The organism is Streptosporangium album (assembly GCF_014203795.1).
Classification (GTDB): Bacteria; Actinomycetota; Actinomycetes; order Streptosporangiales; family Streptosporangiaceae; genus Streptosporangium; species Streptosporangium album.
This window is the reverse complement of record NZ_JACHJU010000006.1, coordinates 194,217-211,569: the sequence shown is the minus strand read 5'-3', so window position 1 is coordinate 211,569 and position 17,353 is coordinate 194,217. Positions and strand designations below refer to the sequence as shown.

Below are 17,353 nucleotides of genomic sequence, written 5' to 3'. Positions count from 1 at the left end.
CCGCATGATCGAAGTCGACCGGGTCTGCCGCTCGTTCACCGTGGGCCGCCGCCGCGCGCGTAAGACCGTGCACGCCGTACGGGATCTGTCCTTCACCGTCGCGGCCGGAGAGTTCGTCGGCCACCTCGGCCCCAACGGCGCGGGCAAGTCCACCACGATCAAGACGCTCACCGGAATCCTCGCGCCCACCTCGGGCAGCGTCCGGGTGGCCGGGCTCGACCCGGCACCTTTACAAAGTAGATCAAAACGACTTCCGTCGCAGGCTGGACGACCTGACCGGCCTGCTCGGCCTCGCCGAGTTCATGAACACCCCGGTCCGTCGGCTCAGCCTCGGCCAGCGCATGCGCGGCGAGATCACCGCCGCCCTCCTCCACTCCCCCGCCGTGCTGGTCCTCGACGAGCCCACGATCGGCCTCGACGTGGTCAGCAAGGCCGCCATGCGCGAGTTCCTGCGCCGTCTCAACGCCGACCACGGCACCCTGGCCTTCGACGGCACCCTGGACGCGCTGCGCGCCACGGTCCCCGGCGAGACCTCCATCGAGGACGTGGTCGCCCGCCTCTATGCCGGCTGAGCGGGCACGCCCGGGAGTGCCGTTCAGGCCCGGCCGGAGCGGGCACTCCCGGGCGTCAGGCGTCCACGCCCACGTGCACGGTGCCGCCCTGGGGGTCGACCCCGGCGAGGATGCCCGTCGGGATGCGGAACACCCGGCCGGGAGCGGCGGGCCACCACAGCCGTCTGCGGCCGACGACCTTGCCGTCCTGCCGTAGGACGATCCGCGGGAACGGGATGTAACGGTCGCTCCACAGCAGCAGGCGGCGCCGGGCCGGAGCGGGATCGCCGGGGCGGAGGATCTCCGGCGACACCCACCGGAAGGGCTCGTCGGCGACGAGGCGCACCTGACCTGCCGGCGGGATCGGCGACCGGAAGGTGTCACGGATCTCGCCGGCGGTCACCCGCTCGCAGAAGCAGACCACGGTGCCGTAGGCGGGGTCGGCGGCGATCCTGGCGGCGTCCCGGTAGGGACGGAGGTACGCCTCCCCGATGTTGGGCATGTGCGGCGGCTCGGGCAGGTCCTCTCGTGGCACGAGCACCAGGCCGGCGTCGCGGGCGAGGTCGGCGACATGCTCGGCCACGGCGATGCCCGAGGTCAGACCGGTCGAGCGGATGCCGCCGGCCAGGACGTAACGTCGCCGCCCGTCGGCTTCCACGAGGTAGTCGGGGTGGTCGCTGGCCGCGCGGAGGCCGGCGTAGGTCGCCGTGACCTCCTCCCGCAGGAGCTCGGGCATCAGTTTCTCCCCCTTGCCCAGGAGGAACGCAAGGCCCCGCTCCGAGGTCCCGGTGTCGGTGCGGTCGGTGAGGTCCTCCGCGGTGGGGCCGAGCATGACGTTGCCGTAGATGGTGGGGCTGATCAGGACGCCCTTGCCGCGGGCGGTGGGCACGGGCAGGACGATCCTGTCGACCAGCGGGCGGGCGAGCTTGTCGTAGACCAGCAGCTCGCCGCGTCGCGGGGTGACGGTGAAACGGTCGTAGCCGAACAGCCGGTCGATGACGTCGGCGCCGAGTCCGGCCGCGTTGACGACCCAGCGGGCGTTCACCTCGCCGGCGGAGGTGCGCAGCACGGTGGAGTCGCCGTGGACCTCGACCGCCTCGACCGAGCGGCCCAGCAGGAGCGTCGCACCGCGTAGGACGGCGTCCGTGGCCAGGGCGAGGTTGGTGGTCCAGGTACAGATGATGGACTCGTCGGGGACGGTCAGACCGCCCAGAGCCCCTTCTCCGAGGTGGGGCACCTGCCGGTACACCTCGTCTACGAAGAAGGGCTCGGCCCGGCGCAGGGTGGTGGCCGGTGAGGCGGGGGAGATCATGCGGCGGGTTCGGTGGCGCCGGGCGGACTTCAACGCCCAGAGCGCGCACCGGCTCACCCGCGACTACGGGCACATCGTCTTGGAGGATCTGGGCGTCCGTGGCATGACCGCCTCGGCGTCCGGCACGATCGAGGAGCCGGGTTCGCGGGTCGCTCAAAAGTCTGGCCTCAATAAGGCGATCTTGGATAAGGGCTGGTATGGGCTGGAAGTCGCGTTGCGGTCCAAGGCGCGCTGTACCGGCAGCGTCATCGGTAAGGTCCCTGCTGCCTACACGTCCCAGACGTGCTCGGCTCCGGCCTGCGGGAAGGTGGACGCGAAGAGTCGCGAGAGCCAAGCCCTCTTCCGTTGCACCAGCTGCGGGTATACCGAGCACGCTGACGTGAACGCCGCAAAATGCATCAAGGCCAGAGGACAGGCGGCCGGGCCGGTCGTCTCAGGGCGTGGAGACTCGGGGTTGCCCGGGTCGGTGAAGCGTCAAGCACCCCGTTCCATAGCTCGCGGCGTGCCGCGAGCTGCCGCGTAGGCGGCACGGGAATCCCCGTCCCTCAGGGCAGGGAGCAGGTCAATTGTCAGATGGTGCAGCAGTGGGTGGTTCGAGCCGGGTGACGTTGCCGCGTCGCCCGGCTCACTGAACCCCTCAGGGGAGGACGACCACCCCGCCCTTACGGGTGATGGCCTGGTAGAGGCTCGGTGGCGGTGGTGCCTCGGTGATGACACCGGTGAGTTCATCCACACCGGCGACCCGGTGACGGGCGATCCGGTCGAACTTGCTGGAGTCGGCGAGCGCGTACGAGCAGGCCGCGTTCCGCAGGATCGTCTTGCGCACGGCCGCCTCCTCCAGGTGGTAGTCGGTCAGTCCGGCCACGGCGTTGATCCCGCCGGAGCCGAGGAAGGCGACATCCGCGTGCAGGTCGGCGAAGAACGCCTGGGCGATCGAGTTCGAGAGGGCGAGGTCTCCGCCGCGGAGCCTGCCTCCGCAGACGAGGACCTCGACGCCGGACCGCTCGGCGAGCTCCGCGGCGACCAGCAGGGAGCAGGTGGCCACGGTGCCGGAGAAGTCCAGTGGCAGGGCACGCGCGACGTTGACGGCGGTGGTCCCCACATCGATCACAACCGTCTGGCCGGGCCGTACCAGTGCCGCAGCTCCCGGACCGCCCCCGGCACCGGCGAACTGGACGTCAGCGCGATCACCGCCCGCCCGGGGACCACGCGACGGCCCTCCCGCCGGCGCCCTCGGCGGGCGGGGCTATTCGTAGTCGTCGTCCTCGTGCCGTGCCCGGCCGGACCAGCGGGAGGGCATGAGGATGGGGACGAACAGCGCGACACCGAGGAGGGCGTAGACGCCGTTGGCGAGCAGCAGGGCCATCCCCTGGCCCGCCGGTCCGAGCCCCTCGTGGAAGGAGACGAGGTCGGAGAGCATGCCGGCGGCCCGCTTGGCGTCGAGGGCGTAGACCACGTTCCAGGAGAGCAGGACCATCGACGGGATGAAGGCGGCCACCGGGGATACCCGGCCGGCGGCCACCAGGCCGAAGAACAGGCCGATCCCGGCCATGACGCCCAGCACGGTCCACGTCGCCGGACCGCTCTCGACCGGGAGCGTGGTCACGCCCACCCCGGCCTTCTGTACCGCCCAGCCCCCGCCGACCAGCAGGACAGCCGTCATGACCAGTCCGACGAGCAGCCCGAAGAAGTGCCGCATCACCACCACCTAGGCCTGGAGCGCTTGTCGCGGTCGCGGCAACCATAGCGACAAATGACATAAAACGGCAGACGTTGCAGGCGCCCGGGAATGGATGGAGCACCGTGCGGTCGATACCTCGAAATGGCAGGCGATGCGGGCACGTGAGAACATATGGCCCACCATGCATGCCAGGCTCCCCCTACGGTTGACGCGCGCGGCCGCCTTCTCGGCTGTCTGCGTGATGCTCGCCGCCCTCGGCCACCTGGCCGCGGGCGGGTCGGGACCCGCGCCGTGGGCGATGGTCGCCGGAACCACGGCGGTCACGGCCCTGGCCGCACTGCTCGCCGGGCGCGAGCGGTCCACCACGACGATCAGCGTGGGCCTGGCCGCCATGCAGCTGTTCCTCCACGAGCTGTTCGCCTACGGCGACCCCTCGGGGACCTCCCTGACCGCGCACCCGCACGGCCAGGGGCTGGGCGAGGGCCTGGGCATGCTGGTCGCGCACCTCACCGCCACGCTGATCACCGGCTGGTGGCTGGCACGCGGCGAGGCGGCCCTGTGGACGCTGCTCCGCGCGGCGGGACGGCGCCTCGGCGCGGTGCTCCTCCTGCTCTTCCTCCCCACGACGCCCGCCGCCCTCCCCCGGGTGGCCTTCCCCGCCGTCGTGCCCGTCCCGACGCGGGGCGTCCTCCGTCACACCGTCAGCCGGCGCGGTCCTCCACTTCCCGCCGCCTGACCCGCTCTCACCCCGTCACCCGCACGTCCCCGACATCCCGACGTGCTCAACGTCGTCACCCGTGCGCCCCGGCGTATGCGGCATTCCGATGTGCCCGGCGTCCCGGCGTGCTCGACGTCCGAAGCCCCGAGGTTTCCAAGTGGAGAATCCCCATGTCGTTTTCCTCTGCCTGCCGCCGTGCCGCGGCCGTGGCCGCCGGTGTCACCGCCCTCACCCTCGGCCTGGCGCTGCCCGCACTCGCCCACGTGAGCATCAATCCCGGCAGCGCCGAACAGGGCGGTTTCACCAAGGCCGCCTTCCGCGTCCCGAACGAGCGTGACACCGCCTCGACCAGCAAGATCGAGGTGACCTTCCCCACCGACCACCCGCTGCCGTTCGTCTCGGTCAAGCCGGTGCCCGGCTGGGAGGTCAAGGTCACCGAGGGCAAACTGCCCAAGCCGGTGACCACCGAGTACGGAGAGATCACCGAGGCCGTCACGAAGGTCACCTGGTCGGGCGGCAAGATCGGTCCCGGCCAGTTCCAGGAGTTCGAGGTGTCGATGGGCGCGCTGCCCAAGGACACCGACCACCTCCTCTTCCCCGTGACCCAGACCTACACCGGCGGCGAGGTCGTCAAATGGGCCGATGAGCCCAACGCCGACGGCTCCGAGCCCAAGCACCCGGCCCCGGTCCTGAAGCTCACGCCCGCTGCCGCCGGCGGCGACGGCCACGGCACGGCCTCCACCGCCCCGGCGGCTCCGGCGGCTCCGGCCACCGCCGCCGCGCCGTCGGTGGCCCCGGTCTCGGCCACCGCCGGCGCGGACTCCTCCGACGGCACGGCCCGCCTGCTCGGCGGCGCCGGCCTGCTGGTCGGCCTCATCGGCATCGTGGTCGGCGTACTGGGCATGCGCCGCGGCAGCCGTACCTCCTGACCGTTCCCCATCCCGCCAGGCGGGCCGGGGACCGACCGGACTCCGGTCCGATCCATCCCCCGGCCCGCCGCCAGGACGCCGACCGTGAAACGCCCGGCGTACGGCCGGCCTGGAATGAACGGTGAGGCGCTCTTCGCACGCCCGTATTCGAGGCCTCTCAGCAGGCTGCGGCGATACGGGTGAGGGCTTCGGTGAGGGTCTTCCGCGTCCCCCGAGCGCGCTTGGAAATCCGTCCGGGAGCTCGTCCTCGACGGCCGGGGCGATGCCCTCGCACTGGCCGCCGAGTTCGCCGAGATCGCCGAGCCGTCCACCGACAAGCTGCTCAAGCTCTGGTGGGAGGCCCCTGACCCGGACGGCTTCGCCGAGCACCTTCTCGCCCCTGCCTTCGCCGATGAAGGGCGTACCGAACTCGAGCTGGACGGCTGCGCGGCCGTCACCGACCTCACACCGCTCGCCGGGCTCACCGCATTGGAGACTCTCAGCCTCCGGCAGGCAGAAAGCCCCCGACGGCGTAACGCCTGTCCGGGGGCTTTCCTCGCTGCGAGCCGGCGAGGGGAGTCAAGCCCCTTGCCGTCTGCTCGCATGTCAGCAGGTGATGTCCTTGCTGGTGAAGCGGGCCCAGGCGATCGAGCCGAAGACGGCGATGTAGGCGGCGAAGACCAGCAGGCCCTGGCCCATCTCGCCGGTGGCCACCGGATCGCGCAGCACCCCGTCGAATCCGTTCCACCAGTGGGTCAGCAGGTACGGCTGGAGCCCGGCGAGCTGCGGGATGACGCCGAGCACCTGGGCGACGATCACGAGCACCACGGCCGAGGCGATGGCGCCGACGGCCACCTCGGTCAGCGTCGACAGTGCCAGGGCGACGGCGGCCAGTGCCGCCATGCCCGCCGAGACGTACAGCACGACGACGCCGATCCGCAGGATGCCGTCGAGCAGGGGGATCGTCGTCCCGGACAGCAGGGTGATCGGACCGGCCGGGAACAGCAGCACGCCGACGAGCAGCGCGGACAGCGCCACCAGGGTCACGGCCGCGAGGGAGAAGACGACGGCGCCCGCGTACTTGACGCCCAGCAGCCGGCCCCGGCCGGCCGGGGCGGCCAGCAGGTAGCGCAGCGTGCCGATGCCGGCCTCTCCGGCGATCCCGTCTCCGGCGACCACCACGACGGCGACCGGCAGCAACAGCTGCACCAGGACCGAGAGAGCGGCGAAGGTGAGGAACAGCCCGTTCCCGGTGACCTGTCCGAAGATCGCGGGCCCCCCGTCGCCCGCGTCTCCTCCGCCGAACGCCCGCAGCGCGACACCGATCAGCAGCGGGACCAGGGCGAGCACGCCGAGCATGGAGATGTTCCTCGGCCGCCGGAAGATCAGTCCCAGCTCCGAGCCCAGCAGCCGCAGCCACGCCCGGGGCGCGCCCATCGCGCGCGGCGGGGAGACCGGCGTCCCGCCCGGAACCGGCCCGGCGACGGCCTGCGCCGTGCCTTCACGGACCGGTGCCGCTTCCGCTCCTTCACGGACTGCCGCTTCCATGCCCTTACGGACCGGCGGCGTCCCCACATCGGCCGGCATGACCTCTTCCCCGCTAACCGTCGACATCGAAACCCTCCCCGGTAAGGCCCACGAACACGTCCTCAAGGCTCGGCCGCTGCACGGCCAGGCCGCGCACGGCCACCCCGCCGTCCACCAGTACCGCGCAGATCCGCTCCGGAGCGTCGGTGCCCAGCTCGGCGCTGACCTCCCCGTCGCCGGCGCGGACCTGCGCCAGTCCGAGCGCGGCGAATACGGCCGCCGCCTCGGCGATGTCCGGGGTCTCCACCCGGATCCGCACCGCCTCACCGGCCCGGAGCCCGGCGATGGGGCCCTGGGCGACCAGCCGCCCGGCGCGCATGACGGCGATGTGGGAGCACATGTGCTCCACCTCGGCCAGCAGGTGGGAGGAGACGAACACGGTCGTCCCCTCCGCGGCGATCTCCTTGACCAGCCCCCGCACCTCACGGGTGCCCTGCGGGTCGAGGCCGTTGGTCGGCTCGTCGAGGACGAGCAGCTCCCTCGGCCCGAGCAGTGCCCCGGCGATGGCCAGCCTCTGGCGCATGCCCAGCGAGTAGGCCCGGTAGCGTTTGCGGGCCGCGGCGGCCAGCCCGACCCGCTCCAGGGCGAGCCCGATCCTCGCCGCGGCGGTGCGCGGGTCGGCCGCCGGATCGGCGGCGTCGTAGCGGCGCAGGTTCGCCTCCCCCGACAGGTAGGGGTAGAACGCCGGCCCCTCGACCAGCGCGCCCACCCGTGGCAGTACGGTGCCCATCCCGCCCGGCATGGGCGTGCCGAGCAGCTCCCAGGTGCCCGAGGTCGGCGCGGCCAGACCGAGGAGCATGCGGATGGTCGTGGTCTTGCCCGAGCCGTTCGGGCCGAGGAAGCCGAAGACCGAGCCCCTCGGCACGGCCAGGTCGAGATCGTTCACGGCCACCTGGCCGCCCCGGAAGCGCTTGGTCAGCCCCCGCGTGACGATCGAGCACTCTCCGGTGGAGGCCGTGGCGGACGGCGAGGGCTCCTGGACGGTCAACATGGCTCTCCTCCTGGTTTCGCGTCCCTGGCGGCGGGCGCCCCCGGGCTCTCGGCGAACCCCGCCCGGTGGGGCCCGCCGCGGCGAGCCCCACCGTCGCCCGCCAGGAGTCGTGTGTCTCCCGGCGTCTTCCTCACCTCTGGCCGGCCACCTCGGTCAGCTTGTCGGGGGTGACCGCCCCGACGAGCAGACGGCCGTCGTCGGTCAGCAGCGCGGAGACCAGCTTGGTCCGGATGACCTTGCCGCTGCCCCACGTCCCGCTGACCGGCTCGGCCGCCTTCAGCAGGGCGTCGGCGATCGCGTTCTGGTCCTGCCCGCCGGGCCGCTCCCCCTTCTCCGGCTGCGCCTGGCCCATGAGGTCCTTCGAGGGGAGCACCATGACCGTGGTCCATCCCTCGCCCACGGTCGTGGCCTCTCCCTTCAGCTCCTCGGCCCTCTCCCGCTGGGCCTCCGGGCCGCCGCTCAGGTCGGAGAGCGACTTCTCCTCCACCTTCGTACCGGCCGGCGGGGTGAAGGCGAAGTTGTCCGGGGCGGGCGGGGTGAACGTCACCGAGGTGAACCCGACCTCGAAGGCCGGTTCGGCCGCGCTCTTGGCGTAGACCTGGACCCGCAACGGGACGAAGGTCTCCCCGTCGAGCGCCACCTTGACCTCCTTGACCAGGGAGGAGGCGTCCTTGGGCGCCAGGACGAGCTGGTAGGCCGGGCGGTCGGCGACCTTCTCGGTGTTGCTCACACTGACCACGGTTCCGGCCTCGGTCCTCTTCAGCAGCTCGCCGGCGAGCTGCTGCGGGGTGGTCGCCGTGGGCATGGCCTTCTGCTGGTCCGGTCCGGCCTGGGCGGCGCCCTTGATACGGGTGGCCTTGTTGGCCTCGCTCTCCCACAGCCAGGCCTGGTCGCCGTTGACGATCAGGTCGGTCTCGCTCATCCGCCCGGGCAGGGCGAAGCGGAACCGGTCCGCGCCGCCGTACCAGACCTTGAGTTCGTGCGAGCCCGCCAGCAGTGCCGCGGGCGACGAACCTCCCATGCCCGTGACATCGGGCAACCCCGGCAGGCCGAGGGACGCGGTCTGCATCACGGTGCCCGACATGGGCTTCAGGCCGGACTGGGTGGCCTGGGCCGCGTCGGCGAGCAGTTGCTCGGCGGTACGCTCGGGCAGCACCGGCTCTCCCTGGACCGCCGCGATGACCGGTCCGGCGCCGATGGCCCCGGCGACCACGGCGATCACCGCGATGGGCACTCCCCATCTCATCGCATGGCCTCGTCTCGTCCGCTCCGACATTTCACTCCCTCACGGTATGCCGTCAATCCCTGACATCTGTAGCTTGCGTGAACGGTCCTGTGCCGGAGCTGAGACAGACTGAGAGTGCTCACAGACTTCTCAGCCGTCTCTCAGGGCGGCTGCCCGAAGATGGTACGGACACCGGAGGAGGTGCAGGATGCGGGTTCTCGTCGTGGAGGACGAGCGGCGGATGGCCGCGGCGCTCCAGCGCGGGCTGCAGGCCGAAGGGTTCGCGGTCGATCTCGCGCATGACGGTGAGGACGGTCTGCACCTGGCCAGACAGGGCGACTACGACGTGGTCGTGCTGGACATCATGTTGCCCAGGATCTCCGGCTACAACGTCTGCAAACAGCTGCGGGCCGAGGAGAACTGGGTGCCGATCCTGATGCTGTCGGCCAAGGACGGCGAGTACGACATGGCCGACGGGCTCGATCTGGGCGCCGACGACTATCTGACCAAGCCGTTCTCCTACGTCGTGCTGGTGGCCAGGCTGCGGGCGTTGCTGCGGCGCGGCGCGGGCCGGCGTCCCGCCGTGCTGCGGGCGGGGGATCTGGCACTGGACCCCGCGCGGCGGCGGGTGTCCCGGGGGGAGACCGCGGTGGAGCTGACGCCCAGGGAGTTCGCGCTCCTGGAGTATCTGATGCGCCGCCACGACGAGGTCGTCTCCAAGTCGGAGATCCTGGAGCACGTCTGGGACACCTTCGACACCGATCCCAACGTGGTCGAGGTCTACGTCGGCTACCTGCGCCGCAAGATCGACGTGCCGTTCTCCCGGAGCGCGCTGCAGACGGTGCGCGGGGCCGGATACCGGCTGGCCGGCGATGGGGGCTGATCCGCGCTCCCGGCAGAGCGCGCGGGAGAGTCCCCCGGAGGGAACCCCTGGGGACACGCGGGAGGCCGGCGGGAAAGGACGGCGCACGGCCGGCTGGTGGCGGCGCAAGAGCCTGCGTTTCCGGCTGACCGCGGTGGCCTCGGCCGTGCTCGGGGTGGCACTGGCTCTCTCGGCCTACGTGATGATCGGCGTGCTCGGAAACTCGCTGCTGGCCACCATCGACGAGTCGACGTACCAGCGTGCCCGCGAGGTGGTGTCGCTGGCCGACGCCGAGCGGCTGCCGGACGAGCTGACCTCGCCGGACGGCATCCTCGTGCAGGTGATCGACGGCACCGGGCGGATCACCCACGCCACCACCGGCACCGACCGGCTGGTGCCCCTGCTGAACCGCGGGGAGCGGACGGCGGCGATCAGGGAGAACCGGGCGCGGTTCCTGAACGGCGCGCCGTACGGCGTCCCGCACACGTTGCGCGCGCGGGTGCTCAGCGCCGACCACGGCCTGACGGTGATCGCCGCGCGCCCCTTCAGCGAGGTGCAGGCCAGCGTCACCACAGCCGGGCACGTGCTGGTCGTCGGCACGCCGCTGCTGCTGATGCTGCTCGCCGGGGCCAGCTGGGTGATCATCGGCGGGACCCTGCGGCCCATCACCGCACTACGGCGGGGCGCCGAGGAGATCACCGACACCGCTCGCTCGCGGCGCCTGCCGGTGCCCGAGGCCCATGACGAGGTGCACAGTCTGGCCGTCACGCTCAACGACATGCTGGCCCGGCTGGAGAAGGCCGACACCCGCCAGCGGTCCCTGGTCTCCGACGCGGCGCACGAGCTGCGCAGCCCGCTGGCCAGCATCCGGCTCCAGCTGGAGGTGGCGCTCGGCCATCCGCACGGACAGGACTGGCGGGAGACGGCCGAGGGTGTGCTGGAGGACACCATGCGCCTGGCCCGGCTGGCCGAGGACCTGCTCGCCCTGGCCCGGCTGGACGAGCGCGGCGGCGCGCCGGGCCGCAGGGAGCCGGTGGAGCTGGACCAGCTGGTCCCCCAGACCGTCGAGCGGTACGGCGAGACCGTCACCGTGAAGATCGGCGACGGTCCGATGGTGATCACCGGGGACGCGCTGGATCTGGGGCGGGTGCTGGTCAACCTGGTGGACAACGCCCTGCGGCACACCAACGGCCCGGTGGCGGTGGAGTTGCGCGCCGAAGGCGCCGACGCGGTGCTCAGCGTCACCGACGACGGGCCCGGCGTCCCCGAACCCGACCGGGAGCGGGTCTTCGACCGGTTCACCCGGCTGGACAGCGCACGCAGCCGGGACGAGGGCGGAGCAGGACTGGGGCTGGCCATCGTCCGGGAGACCGTCAACGCCCACGGCGGCGCGGTCCATCTGGAGGACGCCTCTCCCGGACTGCGGGCCGTCGTCCGGCTTCCGCTATCTTGAGCGAGGTTTGACCGCCAAGTGATTGGCCGGGGATGCTTTCGGACCTAGCGTCGTTTTCATGACTTCCGCTGACGGCGGCCAGCGGGAGCTGATCCTGCAGGTCGCGACCCGGCTGTTCGCCGCGCTGGGCTATGACGCGACCTCCCTCAGCCAGATCGCCGAGGCCACCGGGATGGACGCCTCCGACCTCCTCCGGCAGGTCGGAGGCAAACGAGATCTGTATCTCGCGGTCATGGAACGGTTGCACGAGATCGAGATGGCCGACATGAGAGAGGCGGTCAAGGGCGCCCCCGCGTCGGACCCCGAGCAGGCGGCGAGCCTCGTGCACCGGATCATCGACTGCTATCTCGACCTGTGCGTGGCCAACCCCGAGCTTCCGGCGCTGTGGATGCACCGGTGGCTCTCGGACGCCAGCGACGTCACCGAGCTGGAGCAGCGATACACCGAGCCGCTGATGAGTCTCATCAGCGGCGCGATCGACCCCTCGGTGGCATCCGGCTACACCATCCCCGACCTCGACGTGGAATACCTCATGTGGTCGATGCTCTGGTGCGTGAACGGCTTCGCCCAGGGCGGGGTACTCGACAAGGAAGGCGTGCGCAGGCGCATGGACGACCCCGAGGCCCTGCGCAGGTTCCGCGCCCACCTTCACCGGAGCGTCCACCGTGCCACCGGCCTCCCCGGATCCCCTCCCTGACACCGGAGCGCTCCCCCGGCGGCGCGGGACTCGCGGCCGGCCGGGGGAGCCGCCCGGATGGCCGTCCTGGTCCGTTTCCTGCCGGTGATCTATACCTGATCCCGCGCCGCGCCCTGGCCTCGCAGTCCGGCGACGGTGGCCAGCGCGGTGCGGGCGGAGGCGGCGTCGTGCACCCGGAAGACCCGGGCTCCCTGCCAGGCGGAGACGGCCAGGGTCGCCATGGTGCCGGCGTGACGCTCGTCGACGGCGAGGCCCCCGAGGGTCTCGCCGACGAAGTCCTTGTTGGAGACGGCGACGAGCACCGGCCAGCCGGTGGCCACCATCTCGTGCAGGCGGCGGCTGACCTCCAGGGAGTGCCAGGTGTTCTTGCCGAAGTCGTGCGCCGGGTCGATCAGGATCGACTCCCTGCGGACCCCGGCGGCGACCGCCCGCTCGGCGAGGTCGGTGGTGTAGCCGATGACGTCGGCGACCACGTCGGCGTAGGCGATGCGGTGCGGGCGGGTGCGGGGGGCGACGCGTCCGGCGTGCGCGCAGACCAGCCCGATGCCGTGCTTGGCGGCGACCTCCGCCAGGGCGGGGTCGACTCCGCCCCAGGTGTCGTTGAGCAGGTCGGCGCCCGCCTCGGCGACGACCTCGCCGACCTCGGCGCGCCAGGTGTCGACACTGATGATCAACTGGGGGTGGCGCTCCCGGACCGCCGCGACCAGGTCGGCCACCCTGCGGATCTCCTCGGCGGGGTCCACCTCGTCGCCGGGGCCCGCCTTGACGCCGCCGATGTCCACGATGTCCGCGCCGCCGTCGACGGCCCCGTCCACCGCCTCCAGGGCGGCCGCGAAGCCGTAGGTCCTCCCCCTGTCGAAGAAGGAGTCAGGGGTGCGGTTGACCACCGCCATGATCGCGAACTCGCCGGGCCGGAACTCACGGCCGCGCAGGCGCAAGATAGTCATCGAGACCGAGCCTATCGCCCGGTGTCGGAGAGGCAGGCGCTCCCACCTGCGCCGCCTCTGTGAGTTTTCGGGTGGAACGGACGATGGTCCCTAGGCGGCCGACCCACCTTCGGCCACGGACAGGAACTCCTGGGCGATGGCGGGCAGCCGCCGTCGCGCGTGGACAAGGGCGATGACCCGGCGGACCGAGGGGGCGAGCGGACGGACCACCAGCCCGGCCCGGACCGCCTGCTCGGCCATCCCGCGGTACCACAGCAGGGAGGCCGTCCCCGAGCGGACCGTGTTCAGCCAGTTGCCCCGCTCGTCCAGCTGCACGGTCGGCACCGGGGTGACGCCGTACTTGGCGAACAGCGCGTCGAACTCCCTGCGCCGGGCGCTGCCGGGGATCGGCAGGACCAGCGGCATGCCGTTGAGCCTGTTCATCGGCACCGGGTCGGGCAGGTTCATGCCGGGCGGTGAGATCAGCACGATCTCCTGACGTTCCAGCGGATGGCTGATCAGATCGGTGGGGACGGGCAGGTCCGTCAGGCCGAGATCGGCCCGCTGGTCCCTGATGGCGTTCACCACGCCGTCCCGTCCGTCACAGCGGACGATGTGCACGCGCACTCCGGGATGCTCGGCGCTGTAGGCGGGAAGGAGACGTCCGGCCAGTCCCGGCTCAAGGCTGGGAGTGGAGGCGATGCGGAGCTCCGCCTCCGAATGACCGCTGCTGGACAGAGCCTCGATCTCGCGGACCGCGTCGAGTGCCTCCCGGGCGAGCTTGACCACACGGCGCCCCTGCGCCGTGACGACCACGCCACGCCCGGAACGGGCGAACAACGTCATCCCGAGCTCTCGTTCGAGATCCCTGATAGCGCGCGAAAGAGCAGGTTGCGCGATGTACAGGGATCTGGCCGCGTCTGTCATGGTGCGGTGCTCCGCTGTCGCGACCACATAGCGGAGCTGCTGCAGATTCATGGTTTTGAAGCTAAATCACCGGGCCCTGCCCGGTCCCGGACATCGCGGAGATCACCTCGGATGATTTCGGAATGTAATCGAATGCGGCGACATCCGTGACGGATGAGAAATCAGTATGCTTACGCCCCGAATTTGGCAAAAGTCCGGGCCTTCAGGCTGAATCGGACGCTCGGGTTAACGGGGAGACAGCGTGACAGGCAACGGGCACTACCCCCCACCTCCACCCCGGGGCCCACAGCAACCACCCGGGTGGGCTCCCGCCCCGCCGCGGGGAGCACCGCAGGGCTATCCGCCGCAGCCGCCCCCCGGCCAGGGGTATCCCCCGCCGACCCCGCCCCGGGGGAGGATGCCGTACGGCCAGGCGCCTCCCCCGCCGCCGCCGAACCCCCAGCACCGGCAGCCGTCGTACCCGCCTCCCCAGTGGCAGCCGCAGCGTCCCCGCTCCGGCGGCGGCGCCGGAGCGATCATCGGCGGGATCTTCGGCGTGGTCGCGCTGCTGTTCGTCGGGCTCGCGGTGATCGGGGCACTGATCAGGGGGGGCCGCCACGCGGATCCGGTCTCGCCGGTCGCGATCCCCACCTTCACCCCTTTCGAGCGGCCCACGAGCACGCCCGACTCCTCCGAGACCGCCGAGTCGCGTCCCACCGAGACCCGGACGAGCTCCTCCGACACCACGGTCACCCGCCCGGCCAAGCAGGTCCTGAACACCAGCCTGAAGAACAACACGCTCTACCGGACCGGGTCCCTGCCCCGGGTGAGCTGCCCGGCGGGCTCGGCCAGCATCTACAGCCACAGCCAGCTCAAGGCGCTGATCATCAAGACGTCCAGATGCCTGGACAAGGGCTGGGCACAGATCATGCGCGCCCAGGGCATGACGTGGCAGCGCCCGAACTACGCCATCACGTCCACCCGGGGACGCGGCGCCTGCGGGGACTTCCCCTCGATCGGCAACATCGTGCCCTACTACTGCCCGCGCAACGAGACCATCTACGCCTCGACCACGGCCATGGTCAAGGGATCAGGCAACTCCGGCGGGTACGGCCAGCTCACCGACTGGCACGGCGGGGTCATCAGCATGATGGCCCACGAGTACGGACATCACGTCCAGCAGTTGTCGGGCCTGTCCAACGGGTGGTGGGGGCAGACCCTCCGTTCCAGCAGCCAGAGCGGCAAGCTGGCGTTGAGCCGCCGGTTCGAACTCCAGGCCACCTGTTTCGGCGGGATGTTCATGCGCTCGGTAGCGGCCAGCTACCCGGTCACCCCGGCGCGGCGCAACACCCTCTACTACTTCTACTCGCGGGTCGGCGACTGGTCGGGCAATCCCCGCGACCACGGCTCCCCGGCGAACAACAACCGCTGGTTCCGGCAGGGCTACGAGAAGAACAAGGTGTTCCAGTGCAACACATGGCTGGCCCCGTCTTCATCGACGTCATAGCTTAGATGACCGTTAACTGAGAATTGGTCATCTGTCTGTCATTCCCAGATATGGGGGCTAGAATCCTGGCAATTCTGTGTAATCGGGGAACCTCGGCCGTTTTGCCAGGTGGACCGGGATAGCCATAGTAGGAAGCGGTGTGACGATGCACCTTGGGCAGGACTCGGGGGATCTCACCGGTGACGGCGGGAAACGGCGCACCGGGCGGCGCGGCTCGGGCCGTGAGGCACAGCCCGGTACAGGCGAGGCACAGGGCGCTCCTGACACGCCGGCCGCGGGAGCGCCGGGCGCCGGGCCCGCGGAAGGGCCCGAGCAGGCGGCGGAGGCCACCACGCAGGTGAGGAAGCCCGCGAAGGAGACCGGGCAGGACGGATCCGGCCAGGCCCGGGACACCGGACGCGTCCAGGTCTCCGGCCAGGCCACGGAGCCCGGACGCGCCACCCGCGGATCCGGCAGGGCCACGGGTTCCGGGCGCGGTCCCGGGGCCGAACCCGCACCGCCCGGCACCCCCGCCTCCCCGGACCGGCCGCGGTTCGCCAAGCCGATGACGACCGGCTCGATCATCGGCTGGACCCTCCTGTCAGCGATCCTGCCCGGCGCCGCGCACCTGCGCGCCGGGCGTCGCCGTACCGGCTACATCCTGCTCGGCGCCTTCGGCGTGCTGCTGGTGACCGCGCTGGTCGGCGGTCTCATCCTGGCCGGCAACGCCGGCTTCGCCACCCGGGACGGCTTCCTCCTGGCCGGAGCGATCCTCGCCGGGGCCGGCGCGCTCTGCTGGTTCCTGGTGGTGCTGTCGTCCTACGTCTCCCTGAGGCCCAACCGGCTGACCGGCAGGGGGCAGATCATCTCGGGCGTCGCGGCCGGCGTGCTGTGCGTGTCGGTGATGGCGCCGTTCGCGCTGACCGCGAGCACCGTGCTGACCGCCAAGGAGACGGTCAACGTCCTCTTCCCGAGCGTCCACGACGACCTGACGACGACCACCTACAAGCCCGAGGACCCCTGGAACGGGCGCGACCGGGTGAACTTCCTGCTCATCGGCGGCGACGGGGCCGGCAACCGGGAGGGTGTGCGGACCGACAGCATGACCGTGGCCAGCGTGCATGTCACGACCGGCAACACGGCCATGTTCAGCCTGCCCCGCAACCTGCAGCACGTCCGCTTCAACCCCACCGGACCGCTCGGCAAACACTTCCCCAACGGCTTCATGAGCGAGCTGCCCAACGGCGGGCTGCTCAACGAGGTCTGGCAGTACGGCGAGGAGCACCCCGAGGTCGTGCCGGGCAAGAACGGGACGCGGGGCCCCCGGGCGCTCATGGACGCCATCGGCTACACGCTCAACCTGAAGATCGACTACTACGCCCTGGTGAACATGTTCGGCTTCGCCCACCTGGTGGACGCCATCGGCGGGTTGAAGATCCGGGTGGACAACGACGTCAAGTGGGGCGGCCACTTCGGCACCGCGGGCACGATCAAGGCCGGTTACCAGAACCTGTCCGGCGAGGAGGCGCTCTGGTACGGCCGTTCCCGCGTCGACAGTGACGACTTCTCCCGCATGGCCCGCCAGCGGTGCGTCATCGGCGCCTTCGCCAAGCAGGCCACCCCCCAGGTCGTGCTCACCAACTTCACCAAGATCGCAACCGTCGCCAAGCAGATGGCCAAGACCAACATCCCCCGCGAGATGCTGGAGCACATCACCGACCTCGCCGTCCGGGTGAAGGACGCCAAGATCACCAGCCTGCAGTTCGTGCCGCCGGACTTCTGGCCCGGTTCCCCCGACTGGCAGAAGATCCGCGCCGCGGCCGCCAAAGCGCTGCGCCAGTCCACCCAGCCCAGCCGCCGCGCCCTGGCCGCCGGGGTGACGGCCTCTCCCGGCGCGAGCGGCAGCACCCCCACCCCCGCGCCCACGAGGACCGCGACGGTCCGGCCGAGCCAGACCCCCACCCAGAACGGCAAGGCCGCCAAGTCCCTCGACGAGCTCTGCGGGTTCTGACCCGCCCCGCCTGACAGAAGGCCGTGGCCCGGCTCCCTC

General features: G+C 71.3%; 16 protein-coding genes and 1 pseudogene. 9 read left to right on the top strand and 8 right to left on the bottom strand.

What is annotated here, in order from left to right; translation table 11 throughout:
* Window positions 1-4: 4 nt before the first annotated feature.
* Window positions 5-524 (top strand): annotated as a pseudogene (locus FHR32_RS39795) (ATP-binding cassette domain-containing protein); the annotation flags it as partial.
* 103 nt (window positions 525-627) lie between these two features.
* On the opposite strand, the gene FHR32_RS39790 reads toward FHR32_RS39795, so the two are convergent.
* Window positions 628-1,863, bottom strand: coding sequence for an FAD-dependent oxidoreductase (locus FHR32_RS39790; protein ID WP_246468553.1), 1,236 nt, complete (start codon window positions 1,861-1,863; stop codon window positions 628-630).
* Here FHR32_RS39790 and FHR32_RS39785 point away from each other — a divergent pair.
* The gene (locus FHR32_RS39785) at window positions 1,862-2,386 is read left to right on the top strand and encodes an RNA-guided endonuclease InsQ/TnpB family protein (protein ID WP_312882918.1); all 525 of its coding nucleotides are present in this window, start codon (window positions 1,862-1,864) and stop codon (window positions 2,384-2,386) included. The two genes, FHR32_RS39790 and FHR32_RS39785, sit on opposite strands and share 2 nt — an antisense overlap.
* Window positions 2,387-2,500: 114 nt before the next feature.
* Here FHR32_RS39785 and FHR32_RS39780 read toward each other — a convergent pair whose 3' ends face one another.
* Window positions 2,501-2,974, bottom strand: coding sequence for a DeoR/GlpR family DNA-binding transcription regulator (locus FHR32_RS39780; protein ID WP_312882917.1), 474 nt, complete (start codon window positions 2,972-2,974; stop codon window positions 2,501-2,503).
* 135 nt (window positions 2,975-3,109) lie between these two features.
* Entirely contained in the window at window positions 3,110-3,562 is a 453-nt protein-coding gene (locus FHR32_RS39775; RefSeq protein ID WP_184759768.1) for a hypothetical protein, read from the bottom strand.
* A gap of 223 nt (window positions 3,563-3,785) precedes the next feature.
* On the opposite strand from FHR32_RS39775, the gene FHR32_RS39770 reads away from it, so the two are divergent.
* Complete coding sequence (locus tag FHR32_RS39770) at window positions 3,786-4,280, top strand: MFS transporter (protein WP_246468587.1); 495 nt, start codon at window positions 3,786-3,788, stop codon at window positions 4,278-4,280.
* 152 nt (window positions 4,281-4,432) lie between these two features.
* Window positions 4,433-5,191, top strand: a complete 759-nt coding sequence (locus FHR32_RS39765) for a YcnI family copper-binding membrane protein (protein ID WP_184759766.1) — start codon at window positions 4,433-4,435, stop codon at window positions 5,189-5,191.
* Window positions 5,192-5,776: 585 nt separating this feature from the next.
* Here the strand turns inward: FHR32_RS39765 and FHR32_RS39760 are convergent.
* The 3 genes from FHR32_RS39760 to FHR32_RS39750 form a co-directional block, all read right to left on the bottom strand.
* Window positions 5,777-6,784: a DUF2705 family protein gene (locus FHR32_RS39760; protein ID WP_246468552.1), complete on the bottom strand. Its 1,008-nt coding sequence runs from the start codon at window positions 6,782-6,784 to the stop codon at window positions 5,777-5,779.
* Window positions 6,771-7,748, bottom strand: coding sequence for an ABC transporter ATP-binding protein (locus tag FHR32_RS39755; RefSeq protein WP_184759765.1), 978 nt, complete (start codon window positions 7,746-7,748; stop codon window positions 6,771-6,773). The genes FHR32_RS39760 and FHR32_RS39755 overlap by 14 nt, the downstream gene beginning before the upstream one ends.
* Window positions 7,749-7,878: 130 nt before the next feature.
* Complete coding sequence (locus FHR32_RS39750; protein WP_246468551.1) at window positions 7,879-8,994, bottom strand: LolA family protein; 1,116 nt, start codon at window positions 8,992-8,994, stop codon at window positions 7,879-7,881.
* Window positions 8,995-9,181: 187 nt separating this feature from the next.
* On the opposite strand from FHR32_RS39750, the gene FHR32_RS39745 reads away from it, so the two are divergent.
* The 3 genes from FHR32_RS39745 to FHR32_RS39735 are packed head-to-tail and all read left to right on the top strand — an operon-like array spanning window position 9,182 to window position 11,985.
* A complete protein-coding gene (locus FHR32_RS39745) occupies window positions 9,182-9,856 on the top strand; it encodes a response regulator transcription factor (RefSeq protein ID WP_184759763.1) in 675 nt (224 codons plus the stop codon).
* Entirely contained in the window at window positions 9,846-11,288 is a 1,443-nt protein-coding gene (locus FHR32_RS39740; RefSeq protein WP_184759762.1) for a sensor histidine kinase, read from the top strand. The genes FHR32_RS39745 and FHR32_RS39740 overlap by 11 nt, the downstream gene beginning before the upstream one ends.
* A 58-nt stretch (window positions 11,289-11,346) precedes the next feature.
* On the top strand, window positions 11,347-11,985 hold the full coding sequence (locus FHR32_RS39735) for a TetR/AcrR family transcriptional regulator (RefSeq protein ID WP_184759761.1): 639 nt from the start codon (window positions 11,347-11,349) through the stop codon (window positions 11,983-11,985).
* Window positions 11,986-12,074: 89 nt separating this feature from the next.
* On the opposite strand, the gene folP is transcribed toward FHR32_RS39735, so the two are convergent.
* Together folP and FHR32_RS39725 are read right to left on the bottom strand one after the other, a co-directional pair.
* Window positions 12,075-12,932 (bottom strand): dihydropteroate synthase, encoded by an 858-nt coding sequence (gene folP, locus FHR32_RS39730; RefSeq protein WP_184759760.1) that lies wholly within the window; start codon window positions 12,930-12,932, stop codon window positions 12,075-12,077.
* A gap of 90 nt (window positions 12,933-13,022) precedes the next feature.
* Window positions 13,023-13,889: a LysR family transcriptional regulator gene (locus FHR32_RS39725; RefSeq protein WP_184759759.1), complete on the bottom strand. Its 867-nt coding sequence runs from the start codon at window positions 13,887-13,889 to the stop codon at window positions 13,023-13,025.
* Window positions 13,890-14,235: 346 nt separating this feature from the next.
* Between FHR32_RS39725 and FHR32_RS46450 the strand changes: the two genes are divergently transcribed.
* Window positions 14,236-15,324, top strand: coding sequence for a neutral zinc metallopeptidase (locus FHR32_RS46450; protein ID WP_184759758.1), 1,089 nt, complete (start codon window positions 14,236-14,238; stop codon window positions 15,322-15,324).
* 145 nt (window positions 15,325-15,469) lie between these two features.
* Window positions 15,470-17,314 (top strand): LCP family protein, encoded by a 1,845-nt coding sequence (locus tag FHR32_RS39715; RefSeq protein ID WP_221466893.1) that lies wholly within the window; start codon window positions 15,470-15,472, stop codon window positions 17,312-17,314.
* Window positions 17,315-17,353 lie beyond the last annotated feature (39 nt).

Excerpts from the sequence above, each read along its gene's own strand:
- FHR32_RS39715 (WP_221466893.1), top strand. The coding sequence starts at position 15,470 with ATGCACCTTGGGCAGGACTCGGGGGATCTCACCGGTGACGGCGGGAAA.
- FHR32_RS39790 (WP_246468553.1), bottom strand. The coding sequence starts at position 1,863 with ATGATCTCCCCCGCCTCACCGGCCACCACCCTGCGCCGGGCCGAGCCC.
- FHR32_RS39770 (WP_246468587.1), top strand. The coding sequence starts at position 3,786 with ATGCTCGCCGCCCTCGGCCACCTGGCCGCGGGCGGGTCGGGACCCGCG.
- FHR32_RS39750 (WP_246468551.1), bottom strand. The coding sequence starts at position 8,994 with ATGAGATGGGGAGTGCCCATCGCGGTGATCGCCGTGGTCGCCGGGGCC.
- FHR32_RS39775 (WP_184759768.1), bottom strand. The coding sequence starts at position 3,562 with ATGCGGCACTTCTTCGGGCTGCTCGTCGGACTGGTCATGACGGCTGTC.
- FHR32_RS39760 (WP_246468552.1), bottom strand. The coding sequence starts at position 6,784 with ATGTCGACGGTTAGCGGGGAAGAGGTCATGCCGGCCGATGTGGGGACG.
- FHR32_RS39725 (WP_184759759.1), bottom strand. The coding sequence starts at position 13,889 with ATGAATCTGCAGCAGCTCCGCTATGTGGTCGCGACAGCGGAGCACCGC.
- FHR32_RS39755 (WP_184759765.1), bottom strand. The coding sequence starts at position 7,748 with ATGTTGACCGTCCAGGAGCCCTCGCCGTCCGCCACGGCCTCCACCGGA.
- FHR32_RS39740 (WP_184759762.1), top strand. The coding sequence starts at position 9,846 with ATGGGGGCTGATCCGCGCTCCCGGCAGAGCGCGCGGGAGAGTCCCCCG.
- FHR32_RS46450 (WP_184759758.1), top strand. The coding sequence starts at position 14,236 with ATGCCGTACGGCCAGGCGCCTCCCCCGCCGCCGCCGAACCCCCAGCAC.
- folP (WP_184759760.1), bottom strand. The coding sequence starts at position 12,932 with ATGACTATCTTGCGCCTGCGCGGCCGTGAGTTCCGGCCCGGCGAGTTC.
- FHR32_RS39745 (WP_184759763.1), top strand. The coding sequence starts at position 9,182 with ATGCGGGTTCTCGTCGTGGAGGACGAGCGGCGGATGGCCGCGGCGCTC.
- FHR32_RS39785 (WP_312882918.1), top strand. The coding sequence starts at position 1,862 with ATGCGGCGGGTTCGGTGGCGCCGGGCGGACTTCAACGCCCAGAGCGCG.
- FHR32_RS39765 (WP_184759766.1), top strand. The coding sequence starts at position 4,433 with ATGTCGTTTTCCTCTGCCTGCCGCCGTGCCGCGGCCGTGGCCGCCGGT.
- FHR32_RS39735 (WP_184759761.1), top strand. The coding sequence starts at position 11,347 with ATGACTTCCGCTGACGGCGGCCAGCGGGAGCTGATCCTGCAGGTCGCG.